The 11861-nt window shown below is 61.3% G+C and carries 12 protein-coding genes; 3 read left to right on the plus strand and 9 right to left on the minus strand.

The window, feature by feature from the left end; genetic code table 11:
* Positions 1-166: 166 nt before the first annotated feature.
* The 6 genes from pepN to CKW11_RS23620 are packed head-to-tail and all read right to left on the minus strand — an operon-like array spanning position 167 to position 6683.
* Positions 167-2824, minus strand: a complete 2658-nt coding sequence (gene pepN, locus CKW11_RS23595) for an aminopeptidase N (protein WP_095139615.1) — start codon at positions 2822-2824, stop codon at positions 167-169.
* A 10-nt stretch (positions 2825-2834) separates the two neighbouring features.
* The gene (locus CKW11_RS23600) at positions 2835-3665 is read right to left on the minus strand and encodes a DUF2797 domain-containing protein (protein ID WP_095139616.1); all 831 of its coding nucleotides are present in this window, start codon (positions 3663-3665) and stop codon (positions 2835-2837) included.
* Complete coding sequence (locus CKW11_RS23605) at positions 3662-3922, minus strand: YeaC family protein (protein ID WP_003224178.1); 261 nt, start codon at positions 3920-3922, stop codon at positions 3662-3664. The genes CKW11_RS23600 and CKW11_RS23605 overlap by 4 nt, the downstream gene beginning before the upstream one ends.
* A 33-nt stretch (positions 3923-3955) precedes the next feature.
* Complete coding sequence (locus CKW11_RS23610; protein ID WP_095139617.1) at positions 3956-4825, minus strand: rhomboid family intramembrane serine protease; 870 nt, start codon at positions 4823-4825, stop codon at positions 3956-3958.
* The gene (locus CKW11_RS23615) at positions 4822-5796 is read right to left on the minus strand and encodes a metallophosphoesterase (protein WP_371917886.1); all 975 of its coding nucleotides are present in this window, start codon (positions 5794-5796) and stop codon (positions 4822-4824) included. The genes CKW11_RS23610 and CKW11_RS23615 overlap by 4 nt, the downstream gene beginning before the upstream one ends.
* Positions 5793-6683, minus strand: coding sequence for an NAD(+) kinase (locus tag CKW11_RS23620; protein ID WP_003224174.1), 891 nt, complete (start codon positions 6681-6683; stop codon positions 5793-5795). The genes CKW11_RS23615 and CKW11_RS23620 overlap by 4 nt, the downstream gene beginning before the upstream one ends.
* Before the next feature lie 115 nt (positions 6684-6798).
* Here CKW11_RS23620 and CKW11_RS23625 point away from each other — a divergent pair, with 115 nt between their 5' ends.
* The gene (locus CKW11_RS23625) at positions 6799-7749 is read left to right on the plus strand and encodes a DUF1853 family protein (RefSeq protein WP_095139619.1); all 951 of its coding nucleotides are present in this window, start codon (positions 6799-6801) and stop codon (positions 7747-7749) included.
* A 133-nt stretch (positions 7750-7882) separates the two neighbouring features.
* On the opposite strand, the gene CKW11_RS23630 is transcribed toward CKW11_RS23625, so the two are convergent.
* Together CKW11_RS23630 and CKW11_RS23635 are read right to left on the minus strand one after the other, a co-directional pair.
* Positions 7883-9166, minus strand: coding sequence for an arsenic transporter (locus CKW11_RS23630; RefSeq protein ID WP_095139620.1), 1284 nt, complete (start codon positions 9164-9166; stop codon positions 7883-7885).
* A 160-nt stretch (positions 9167-9326) separates the two neighbouring features.
* A complete protein-coding gene (locus CKW11_RS23635; protein ID WP_095139621.1) occupies positions 9327-9884 on the minus strand; it encodes an NADPH-dependent FMN reductase in 558 nt (185 codons plus the stop codon).
* 184 nt (positions 9885-10068) lie between these two features.
* On the opposite strand from CKW11_RS23635, the gene CKW11_RS23640 reads away from it, so the two are divergent.
* Together CKW11_RS23640 and CKW11_RS23645 are read left to right on the plus strand one after the other, a co-directional pair.
* The gene (locus CKW11_RS23640) at positions 10069-10299 is read left to right on the plus strand and encodes a hypothetical protein (RefSeq protein WP_095139622.1); all 231 of its coding nucleotides are present in this window, start codon (positions 10069-10071) and stop codon (positions 10297-10299) included.
* Positions 10300-10384: 85 nt separating this feature from the next.
* Positions 10385-11278, plus strand: a complete 894-nt coding sequence (locus CKW11_RS23645; RefSeq protein WP_095139623.1) for a LysR substrate-binding domain-containing protein — start codon at positions 10385-10387, stop codon at positions 11276-11278.
* Here CKW11_RS23645 and CKW11_RS23650 read toward each other — a convergent pair.
* Positions 11244-11858, minus strand: coding sequence for a GNAT family N-acetyltransferase (locus tag CKW11_RS23650; RefSeq protein ID WP_041067268.1), 615 nt, complete (start codon positions 11856-11858; stop codon positions 11244-11246). The genes CKW11_RS23645 and CKW11_RS23650 overlap by 35 nt on opposite strands.
* Positions 11859-11861 lie beyond the last annotated feature (3 nt).

Raw genomic sequence — 11861 nt, forward strand, 5'->3', positions numbered from 1 at the left:
AATCAAAAGATCGCAGCCTCGTTTCACTCGACAGCTCCTACAGGATTCGTGGGCGACGAAAAACCTGTGGGAGCGGGCTTGCTCGCGAATGCGGTATACCAGTCGACATCTCCGTGTCTGACACACCGCTTTCGCGAGCAAGCCCGCTCCCACATTTCGTTGCGCGTTACGCCAGGCTTTTGCTGACCACTTCGTACACATCACTCGACAGCTGACCGGAAGCCAGAATCCGCTCAAGCTCCCCTTTCATCAACGCCTGACGGGCGCTGTCGTATTTGCGCCAGCGGGTCAGCGGCGCCAGTTGCCGCGAAGCGATCTGCGGGTTGAAGCCGTTCAGTTCGATCACCAGATCCGCGAGGAAGCGGTAGCCGGAACCGTCGGCGGCGTGGAAGTTGATCAGGTTCTGCCCGGCAAACGCACCGACCAGTGCACGCACCTTGTTCGGGTTCTTGATGTTGAACGCCGGGTGCTGCATCAACGCCTTCACCCGCGCCAGACCGCCGGGCAAAGTGCTGCCGGCCTGCACGCTGAACCACTGATCCATGACCAGCGGATTGTCCTTGAAGTGCTCGGCGAAAGTCGCCAGCGCTTTGGCCTTGTGTTCTTCGAACGGCGAGTTGACCAGCACCGCCAGCGCGGTCAGGCGCTCGGTCATGTTGTCGCTGTTTTCGAACTGTTCCTGCGTAGCGGCCAGCACTTCCGGCTTGCCGCTGAGCATCAGGTACGACAGCGCAATGTTCTGCAGCGCACGACGGGCAAAGTGCTCGGCTTCAGCCACATACGGCGTTTGTTTCGACAGATCGCGGTTGGCCTGATAACGCAGCCACAGCGCTTCGAACAGGCTGTCCGCGAGTTGCTTGCGGGCGAATTCGCGAGCGTTGTGGATCGCCTCGACATCCGCCACTTCGCTGATTTCGGTCAGATACGCTTCGCTCGGCAGCGAAAGCATTTCGGCGACCATGGCCTGATCCAGCGAATCGTCGGACAGCACGGTTTTCAGCGCCGAGATCAGACGCGGATCGAGCACCAGGCTCTCGCCCTTCTGCTGCTGCGCGATCAGTTCTTGCAGCACCTGCACCGACAGTTGCTGACCGGCATCCCAGCGGTTGAAGCCGTCGCTGTCGTGCTGCATCAGGAACATCAACTGGTCGCGGTTGTACGGGAAGCTCAGTTTCACCGGTGCCGAGAAACCACGCAGCAACGATGGCAGCGGCTGTTCAGCGATGTCGACGAAGGTAAAGGTCTGCTCAGCCTCGGTCACCGAGATCACGCGGGTGGTGCCTTGCGCCGAGGCTTCACCGGCCAGACGCAGAGCAATCTCGTTGCCTTTGCTGTCGAGCAGCCCCAGTTCGACCGGGATCACAAACGGCAGTTTTTCCACTTTGTCCGGGGTTTCCGGGCAGCTCTGGCGGAAGGTCAGGCTGTAGGTTTTCGCCGCGGCGTCGTAGGACTCGCTGACCGCCAGACGCGGCGTGCCGGCCTGGCTGTACCAGCGCTTGAACTGGGTCAGGTCGACACCGTTGGCGTCTTCCATGGCCTTGACGAAATCGTCGCAGGTCACGGCCTGACCATCGTGGCGTTCGAAGTACAGGTCACTGCCCTTGCGGAAACCTTCGGCGCCCAGCAGGGTGTGGATCATGCCGACCACTTCCGAGCCTTTTTCGTACACGGTCAGGGTGTAGAAGTTGGAGATCTCGATGAAGCTGTCCGGGCGCACCGCATGGGCCATCGGGCCTGCATCTTCGGCGAACTGGTGGGTGCGCAGGTACGCCACGTCCTGAATGCGCTTGACCGTGGCCGAATTCATGTCCGAGGAGAAACCGGCGTCACGGAACACGGTGAAGCCTTCCTTGAGCGACAGCTGGAACCAGTCGCGGCAGGTCACGCGGTTGCCCGACCAGTTGTGGAAGTATTCGTGGGCGACGATCGCCTCGACCCGCTGGTGCGCGGCGTCGGTGGCGGTTTCGGCACGGGCCAGCACGGCGCTGGAGTTGAAGATGTTGAGACCCTTGTTCTCCATCGCGCCCATGTTGAAGTCGTTGACGGCGACGATCATGAAGATGTCCAGATCGTACTCGCGACCGTAGACCTCTTCGTCCCAACGCATCGACTTCTTCAGGCTGTTCATCGCATGCTGGCACTTGTCGATGTTTTCCGGCTCGACGTAGATGCGCAGCGCGACATTGCGCTGGGTCATGGTGGTGAAGGTGTCTTCGACACACCACAAATCACCGGCCACCAGCGCGAACAGGTACGCCGGTTTCATGAACGGGTCTTCCCAGGTCGCCCAGTGCCGGCCGTCTTCGCCAGGGCCGGAGGCAATCGGGTTGCCGTTGGACAGCAGCACCGGATAGCTGTGCTGCTCGGCGACCACCGTGGTAGTGAACTTACTCATCACGTCCGGGCGGTCGAGGTAATAGGTGATCTTGCGGAAGCCTTCGGCCTCGCACTGGGTGCAGAACATCGTGCCGGACTTGTACAGGCCTTCCAGCGCAGTGTTGGTTTCCGGGTGGATCCTGACGCTGGTGTCGACCGTGAAACTGGCGCTGGCCGGCTGCAGGGTCAGGGTGTTTTCGCTCAGCTGGTAATCACTGGCGCTCAGTTCCTGGTCGGCCAGGGTCACCGACAGCAACTCCAGTTGCTGGCCGTCGAGTACCAGTGGCGGCAGGCCCGGGCCACGCTCCGGGTTGCGGCGCATCACCAGTTGCGCGTGGACCAGACTGTGGTCCTCGAACAGCTCGAAGGTCAGGTGCGTCTCGTCGATCAGGTACTCGGGCGCCTGATAGTCCTTCAGGTAAATCATCTTCGGTTGTTCGGTGCGCATGCTGGAATCCTTATTGATGCACGGCGAGCTGATAGGCCGTGTATTTACGAATGTTGATCACGCCGGTGTCGAAAATCAGGTACTGACCCTTGATCCCCAGCAGCGTGCCTTCGGCAATCGGGTTCTTGTCCAGGTTGAAGCTGACGATTTTGGCCGGGTATTGCTCGACCGGATAGCGGATTTCGAGCGGTTCTACATCGGCAATCGTCTGAATTGCTTGTAGGCCGAATCGCTGTTGCAGGCCTTGCAAGCCCTCAGCGCAGCTTTCGAACAACTGGTCGCGCACCTGGGCCAAATCCACCGCCGCCGCATCGCCCTTGAGCAAGGCGCGCCAGTTGGTCTTGTCGGCCACCTGGCTGCGGAACAGGTCTTCGACGAAGCCCGACTGCTGGCGCGTCGATACGCGCATGATCGGCAGCGCCTGACTTGCGCCCTGATCGAGCCAGCGGGTCGGCAATTGCGTGGCGCGGGTGATACCGACCTTGATCCCCGACGAGTTGGCCAGATACACCACGTGATCGGTCATGCAGAACTTCTGACCCCACTCCGGCTCACGGCAGGTGCCGGCCTCGAAGTGGCAGCGCTCCGGACTCATGATGCAGAGGTCGCACTGTGCCAGTTTGGTCATGCACGGGTAGCAGTAACCCTGACTGAAACTGGTTTTGGTCTTGCGCCCGCAATGGGTGCAATGAATCGCCCCCAGGTACTCCAGACGCACCGTGCTGCCGATCATGGGATTGACCGGCACCTCGACGTCATCCAGACGAAACGCGTATTGCACGTTCGGCCCGTCCAGGCGCGCCGACATTTTGCTGATTGCACCGCGGCCAATCTCGATCAATGGATGGCATCCGACTTGAACAGGATGTTCGGCACTTCGATCGACTTCGACGCACATTCCTGCGGGCCCATGTAACCGGTGCGCTGGTCTTCAGGCAGGTTCTGGATTTCCCAGGCGATCATCGCTTGCAGCGACAGCTCGCGCTGTTCGGCGGTGAGTTTGCCGCCGTCGGACCACTTGCCGATTTCCACGGCCAGTTTCAGGCTCTCGTAGATGTCCGGGGTGATGTTCTTGATCATGTCGTTAAAAGAGGACATCAGGGTCTCCGTGCTCTTTATTCACTTAAAATTTCAGGCGGCCAGTTTACGGCGGTTATACAAACCGCCCAACAAACCGGTGAAGCATCCGATGAGTAACCCGCTGACGTGGGCGGCGTTGGCGATCTGGCCGAAACCGATCATCGACACCAGTCCGGACATGCAAATCACCAGCCACACCAGCATCATCACCAGCACGCCTCGCGGCAGGCGATACGCCGGGTTCGGCGCCAGCAACTGGAAGATCCAGCAGTGGCCGAGCAGTCCGTAGAGTACGCCGGACAAGCCGCCAAACAGGCTCGGGCCGCTCCAGGCAAACTGCGCGTAGTTCGACACCAGGCTGAACAGCAGGGTCAGCCCGAGCAGGTTGATGCTGCCCTGACGTGACTCGATGCGCCGCCCCAGCTCCCAGTACCACATGCCGTTCATGGCCAGGTGCAGGATGCCGAAGTGCAGCAGCATCGGCGTGAACAGGCGCCACCACTGCCCCGCCGCCAGACTGTCGGCCAGCGGCGTGAACTGGATGTACTCGCCGACCACGCGGAAGTCGAGGAAGGTCAGCCAACGGACAGTTTCGAGGTTGTCGCCCAGATAAGTCAGGCCGCCGACCAGCAGGCTCAGCAGCAGGATCAACCCGGTGGCCTTGGCGTGTTTGAGTTGTTCGGCGAAGCTCGGGCGCTTGAAGGCCGGCGCTGCCGGGATGTCCAGTTGCTGATCGGGGTCACCGGCCGGGAAGCGCTCGTACAGTGAACGCACGTCCTCGCTGATTTCCGCTGGCGCCCACAGCACCTGCTCGCCCGCCTCTTCGCTGACTCGATGCGGCACCTGCATCCGTTGCAGCAGTTGGACGAAACCGCTCAGATCCACCGCCAACGGCAGACGCAATACCGCTACCGCACTCATTGCAGCACCTCCGGCCGCTCGACATCGACCCAGACAAATTTATGCGGATCGAGGCGTGTTTCCTGATCCAGACGATAGGCCACCAGTTTGCCGTAGAGCACCGCGCTGTAATCGAGACACGCGAGGTTCGGGCGGATCGGTGCCGGTTTACCGCTGCGCCAGTAGTGGCCGACGAACAGCAACGGCTCGTCGCTGCCGTAGCGCAGCAGGTTGTTTTTCTCGCTGGAGGTCAGCGGTTTCTGCGCCACCGGCTCCGGCAGTGCATCCGGCTGGAAGACGATGTCGCCGTAGGTTTTCGGGTCGTCTTCCCAGAATTTGGTGCGGAAGAACGAACGCACCAGACCGTCGCCGCTGGTCATGGTCAGACCATCCGGCAGGCGCATGTCGGTGCCGCGCAGCAAGCGGTCGAACACGGTGCAGGCAAAGCTGCCGGGCACGGCCGAGGCCTGGAGAAAGTGCTCGTCGATACGCGCATCGGGAAACAGCCCGCGCAACGGTTCGATCAGGCTGGCGTCCCAACAGGCGTGCACCACTCGGAAGCGTCCGGCATCAACCACCAGCGGCAGCTCGTAGAACCAGTTGAGGAAATCATGCCAGTCGCCCGGATGGTCTTCGAACTGGGTCAGGGTTTCCTGCAGCAGGCGCGCGTGGCGCGGCGTGTGCTCACGGACGAACTGCTTGCCGCTGCCGGGCAGCGCCGGCGTGCTCCAGCCCAGTGCGTTGAATTCGTGGTTGCCCATGATGCACAGCGCCTGCCCGGCCTCGACCATGTCGTGGACGATGTGCAGCGCCTCGCGAATGCGCGGGCCGCGGTCAATGATGTCGCCGACGAACACGGCCATGCGCGATGGATGCCGCCAGACCCCGCCCTGCTTGTGATAACCGAGTCGGTCAAGCAAGTGTTCGAGGGTCAGGGCGCATCCGTGCACGTCACCAATCAAGTCATAACTGCGCGCGGGATCGAGCATCAGTCGCCTCCACCACCCAACTTGCTGCCCCAGCCGAGCTTGGTCCGGCAGACTTCGTAGTAGTTGTGGTCGAGCGGGTGAATCAGCCGCAGCTTCTGGGCTTTCTTGCTCACGGTGATGGTGTCGCCCGGCGCGCAGGTGAAGTGGTTCTGCCCGTCGCAAGAGACTTGCGGGTAAATCTGCATGTTTTTCGACACGACGATTTTCAGCTCACTGTTGCCATCGACCACAATTGGCCGGCTCGACAACATATGGGGGTACATCGGCACGATCACAATGGCGTCGAGCTTGGGATGCATGATCGGGCCACCGGCGGACAGCGCGTACGCGGTGGAACCGGTCGGCGTGGCGACGATCAGGCCGTCGGCCTTCTGGCTGCAGACGAACTGGCCGTCGATGTACAGCTCGAACTCGATCATCCGCGTCGACTTGCCCGGGTGCAGCACCACGTCGTTCAACGCATCGCCCTGGCCAATGGCCTCGGCATGCCGGCGCACCTCGGCTTGCAGCAGGAAGCGGTTTTCCACCAGATAATGGCCGTCGAGCACCTTGGCCACTTCGACTTCCAGCTCATCGGGACGAATGTCGGTGAGAAAACCGAGGCTGCCACGGTTGATCCCGAGTACCGGAATATTGTGCTTGGCCAGCGCCCGCGCGGCGCCGAGCAGGCTGCCGTCACCGCCGACGACGATGACCATGTCGCAGACTTCTCCGAGCATCTTGCGCGACGAGGTTTGCAGGCCGTGGCCCGGCAGGACTTCGGCGATGGTGTCTTCGAGGATCACGTGCAGGTGACGATCGAGCAGAAAGCGTTTCAGTCGGCGGACGGTATCCAGCACCTGGGAACTGCCCAGGCGACCGATGATGCCGATATTACGAAATTGCTCCATGGGACCTCTGCGGACAATCGAAAACGCGAAAAACACGATTATGGGCGAAAGCCCGCCATAGACAAAATCCTTTCAGCCTCAAGGGTGCGCGCGTGTTTAAGGCTATGCTCGCAAGATGATCCTGTTTCCCGACCTGCTTCAGTTGCCACACCAATTACGCCATCCGGAAGTGCGTGACTTGGCGTGGGTGATTCTTGCCCCGCCGATGCTGGCGGAGACGCCGTGGCCGCAGCGCCATCCGCTGGCCGGCAGCGATTGGGTCAGTGATCCGGCGCGCCTGGAGCACTGGCTGCGGCAACTTGATCGTGACAGTTATGGCTTGCTGCACTGGCTGTCGCAGGCGCGCACCCGGCGGCTGGGCCTGTATTACGAGCGGTTGTGGCAGTTTGCCGTGGAGCATGCGCCGGGCATCGAGCTGATTGCCGCCAACCTGCCGATCCGCCGCGAAGGCCACACCCTCGGTGAACTGGACATGCTGCTGCGCGACCGCGACGGCGTGCATCACTTGGAACTGGCGATCAAGCTCTATCTCGGCCCGCAGGAGGGCGACGGCCACGACCCGGCGCAATGGCTGGGGCCGGGTTGTCATGATCGACTGGACCGCAAACTGGCGCATTTGGCCGAACACCAACTGCCGATCTCGGCGCGCCCGGAAAGCCGTGAGGTGCTGGCGAATCTGGATATCGAGGTGTTCAGTGCGCAGCTGTGGCTGGGCGGATACCTGTTGTACCCGTGGCCCGGTCAGGCAGAATCGCCGAAAGGCGCGCATCCGCAGCACCTGCGTGGCAGCTGGCTGCATCAGAAGAACTGGTCGGCATTTGTCGCCCAGCGTCCGGCCGGGCGCTGGCAACCCCTGCCCCGCCATGCCTGGCTGGCGCCGGCGCATTACCCCGCGGATCAGACCTGGAGCGCTGAACACCTGCAGATGTGGCTGGACGCTCTGGAACCGATGGCCCCGGCGCAACTGATGGTGCGCCTGACCGAGAATGCACAGGGGGAATGGGAAGAGGCGGAGCGGTTGTTTCTGGTGGCGGATCTTTGGCCGAATGTGCCGGGCCAAGCCTGAGTTTCTGCAGTGCCTGGACCGGCCCTTTCGCGAGCAAGCCCGCTCCCCACATTTTGAGCTGCATTCCAAATGTAGGCATTGGAATGCGATCCCCCTGTGGGAGCGGGCTTGCTCGCGAAGGGGCCAACACGGTCTAGATGGATAACCGCAACGCCAAAGCCGCCAAAGTAATCAACAACACCGGCACCGTCAGCACAATCCCGACCTTGAAGTAATAGCCCCAGCCAATCCGGATATTCTTGCGCGCCAGCACATGCAGCCAGAGCAACGTCGCCAGACTGCCGATCGGGGTGATTTTCGGCCCCAGGTCGCTGCCGATCACGTTGGCATAGATCATCGCTTCCTTGACCACACCGCTGGCCTGACTGGCATCGATCGACAACAAGCCGATCAGCACCGTCGGCAAGTTGTTCATGATCGATGACAACAGCGCGGTCAGCACCCCGGTGCCCAGCGCCGCGCCCCACACGCCGTAACCGGCAAACACATCCAGCCAGCCGGCGAGATACCCGGTCAGCCCGGCATTGCGCAGGCCATAGACCACCAGATACATGCCGAGGGAGAAAATCACGATCTGCCACGGCGCTTCTTTCAGCACCTTGCGCGTGGAAATCTTGTGGCCTCGGGCGGCGATCCCCAGCAGCAGCGCCGCGCAGACCGCCGAGATCGCGCTGATCGGGATGCCCATCTGTTCGAGGAAGAAGCAGCCGATCAACAAAATCACCAGCACCACCCAGCCGGCATAGAACGTGGCTTTGTCGTGGATCGCCGTGTGCGGCTGTTCGAGCTGTTCGGGGTCGTAAGCCTTGGGAATGTCGCGGCGGAAAAACCACATCAGCACGCCGAGCGTCGCGGCCACGCTGACGAAGTTGACCGGCACCATCACCGCCGCGTAGCGGTTGAAGCCGATGTGGAAGAAGTCCGCCGAGACTATGTTGACCAGGTTCGACACCACCAGCGGCAGGCTCGCGGTATCGGCAATAAAACCGGCACCCATGACGAACGCCAAGGTCGCCGCCGGGGAAAAGCGCAGCGCCAGCAGCATCGAAATCACGATTGGCGTGAGAATCAGCGCCGCGCCGTCATTGGCGAACAGCGCCGACACCAGCGCGCCAAGCAGCACCATGAAGGCAAACAGCTTGCGCCCACTGCCCCGCCCCCAGCGCGCCACATGCAGCGCGGCCCAGGCGAAGAACCCCGCTTCGTCGAGCAACAGACTGATGATGATCAGTGCGACGAAGGTGCCGGTGGCATTCCAGATGATCTGCCACACCAGCGGAATATCGCTCAGGTGCACGACGCCGAAGATCAGCGCGAGCACCGCGCCGAGCGTCGCGCTCCAGCCGACCCCGAGACCTTTGGGTTGCCAGATGACAAGGGTGATGGTCAGCAGGAAGATCAGTGACGCAGCGAGCATTCGCGACAGCCTTCAATTATTCAATGAGTGGAGATCCAAACGTGGGAGCGGGCTTGCTCGCGAAAGCGGTGTGTCAGATGACAACTTTGTGTCTGACACACCGCTTTCGCGAGCAAGCCCGCTCCCACAGGATCTCTGTTTTATCGCAGCTCTGACCAGATTATTTTTTGTGTTGTTCCACAAATTTCCCGTACGCATTGATGAAATTCTGCAGGAACGGTTTGACCGACTCGTTCAACTTGCCCGCCTCGTCAAACGCCGAACCCGCGCCCCCCAGATACGCTTCCGGCTGCTGCATGCACGGCACATCGAGAAAGACGAAGGACTGGCGCAAATGCTGGTTGGCACCAAAACCGCCAATCGCCCCCGGCGACACGCTGATCACCGCACCCGGTTTGCCGCTCCAGACGGCTTTGCCATACGGCCGTGAACCCACGTCAATCGCATTCTTCAAAGGCGCCGGCACCGAGCGGTTATATTCCGGGGTGACGAACAGCACCGCGTCGGAAGAACCGACTTCCTGGCGGAAAGTGCTGTAGGCTGCCGGCGGTGAATCGCCGTCGATGTCCTCGTTATAGAGTGGCAGGTCGCCAATCTCGACAATCTTCAGTTTGAGGTTCGCCGGTGCCAGCTCGGCCAGCGCCAGCGCGACTTTGCGGTTGATCGATGCTTTGCGCAGGCTGCCGACGACTACAGCGACGTTGTAGACATTGCTCATTGGAAGACTCTCGACTGTCGGTGGGAAGAGCCAGTAGTTATAGATGATTCGATGACAGTTTCACCAGCGAGCAAGGGAAATTCCTGCGCGCTGATTATTTTTTTCCTGTAGGAAAACTTACAGGGCTTGATGAAGGTCTACCAAGCCGCAAATCAAGCGTTTTATCTCCAGAGGTTCTAAGCAGATGGCAGCAGTACTCGTCGGTCAGTTCCATGCAAGAGATGCGGAAGGCCGCGTTTATTCCGTGCATGAGTTCCAGGAATCCACCCCGTCGGCAGACGGTTCGACTGGCTCGGAGCCGATTTACAAACTGGCCATTGGCGATCGCGTCAACAAAGTCAGTGACACCGAGTTCCTCCTGGTTCAGTCAGGTATCACCCTGACCCGCGAGCCTGAGACAACCATCGCTTCATAACTGGCCGTTATGAGCAGAAGTCATGTGCGCAGACTTGGGGTAGGATTCAGCCACTGACCCCACCTGCTGAACATGGACTTCACGCATGCGTTTACGTCATATCGAAGTGATTCAGGCGCTCTTGCAGACCGGTCACCTGGGCACCGCCGCCGAATGGCTGCAGCTCCCGGTGACCGAGGTCGAAGAGCGTTTGCGCGAAGCCGAGAGCGAGTTGGGGTTCATGCTGTTCGCCAGTGTACGCGGTCGATTGCAATCGACGCCCGAAGCGCGGGCGCTGCAAGTCGAGATCGCTCATGTCTACGAGGCACTGGAACCGGTGCAGCGTCTGGCCAGCAGCCTCAAGCAATACCTCGCCCCGCCCCTGCGCATCATCGGCACCCCGCCGCTGGCGCAACAACTGTTGCCGCAAAGTATCGCCCTGCTGCGCCGGCGCTTGCCCGACGCACCCTGCCGCTTGCTCAGCTCTCCGACCTGCGACATCGTCCGTAGCCTGCTGCTGCGCGAAAGCGATCTGGGCCTGAGCCTGCACGATCCGGAACACCCCGACATCCACGCGCAACCGCTGGCCCACGGCAAGCTGCAACTGCTTGCGCCCCACGGCTGGCTGCAGCCGAAGCAGAAATACATTTCCCTGCAGGATCTCGCCGGCCAGGCGATGGTCGGCCTCGAAGGCCACGACCCGTTGAGCCCGGCGCTGGAAAACAAACTCCAGGCCCTGCGCCCGGCGCCGAGCATCCAGACCCGAGTGCAAACCCATCAGATGATGCGCAGCATGGTCGAGGCCGGCGAAGGCCTGGCCATCGTCGACCCGTTCACCGCCCTCGGCGCGCGGACGAGCGGACTGGATGTCTGCCCGTTGTCACCGGCGGTGCCGATCAGCCTGTATGCCCTGACCTACCGACACAGCGCCACGCCGTCAGCGATTCAGACGCTGCTGACGATCGTCACGGAACAAGCCGAGGCGATGCTGGCGAGCTGAGCGGGTTTTCCAGCGGGTTATCGAACAATCGATACCAGAACAACGCGATTTCCGCGGTGTTCGGGTCAATCCCGCGATAACGCAAATGGTCGATACCACCAATTTCGTAACCGCAGCGCTCATACAAACGACAGGCACCGAGGTTGTTGTTCTGCGTCTCGAGCATGATCCCCGGCAGTTTTTTCTTGCGGCTCCAGAACTGCGCGACATCCAGCAGCGCCTTGGCCACACCATGCCGGCGCGCCGGTGCGTGCACCGCCAGCTCATCAATGTGAGCAAAGCCGTTCCAGTTGGTACTGATCACCAGATGGCCGACCGGCTCGTCATCCAGATACGCCATGAAAATCGCGCTGTCGGCGGCATCGCGATAGCTGCTGAACTCTTCAGGATCAATGCCGTAGCACTTGCGGTACGGCACGATCGGCGTCACCGCCCAGCGCTCGACCGGTTGACCAATGACGGCCGCACCGTACGCGGCCACCTCGAAACTGAAGTCGCTGCCCCAGATGTACGCCGCAAAACCATCGTCGGCGACGCGCACCGACAACCCTGGGTATTTCGGATTCATGACCGGTTGCATACT

Source organism: Pseudomonas sp. Irchel s3a10 (assembly GCF_900187525.1).
Taxonomy (GTDB): Bacteria; Pseudomonadota; Gammaproteobacteria; order Pseudomonadales; family Pseudomonadaceae; genus Aquipseudomonas; species Aquipseudomonas koreensis_G.

Excerpts from the sequence above, each read along its gene's own strand:
- pepN (WP_095139615.1), bottom strand. The coding sequence starts at position 2,824 with ATGCGCACCGAACAACCGAAGATGATTTACCTGAAGGACTATCAGGCG.
- CKW11_RS23605 (WP_003224178.1), bottom strand. The coding sequence starts at position 3,922 with ATGTCCTCTTTTAACGACATGATCAAGAACATCACCCCGGACATCTAC.
- CKW11_RS23610 (WP_095139617.1), bottom strand. The coding sequence starts at position 4,825 with ATGAGTGCGGTAGCGGTATTGCGTCTGCCGTTGGCGGTGGATCTGAGC.
- CKW11_RS23620 (WP_003224174.1), bottom strand. The coding sequence starts at position 6,683 with ATGGAGCAATTTCGTAATATCGGCATCATCGGTCGCCTGGGCAGTTCC.
- CKW11_RS23625 (WP_095139619.1), top strand. The coding sequence starts at position 6,799 with ATGATCCTGTTTCCCGACCTGCTTCAGTTGCCACACCAATTACGCCAT.
- CKW11_RS23630 (WP_095139620.1), bottom strand. The coding sequence starts at position 9,166 with ATGCTCGCTGCGTCACTGATCTTCCTGCTGACCATCACCCTTGTCATC.
- CKW11_RS23635 (WP_095139621.1), bottom strand. The coding sequence starts at position 9,884 with ATGAGCAATGTCTACAACGTCGCTGTAGTCGTCGGCAGCCTGCGCAAA.
- CKW11_RS23640 (WP_095139622.1), top strand. The coding sequence starts at position 10,069 with ATGGCAGCAGTACTCGTCGGTCAGTTCCATGCAAGAGATGCGGAAGGC.
- CKW11_RS23645 (WP_095139623.1), top strand. The coding sequence starts at position 10,385 with ATGCGTTTACGTCATATCGAAGTGATTCAGGCGCTCTTGCAGACCGGT.
- CKW11_RS23650 (WP_041067268.1), bottom strand. The coding sequence starts at position 11,858 with ATGCAACCGGTCATGAATCCGAAATACCCAGGGTTGTCGGTGCGCGTC.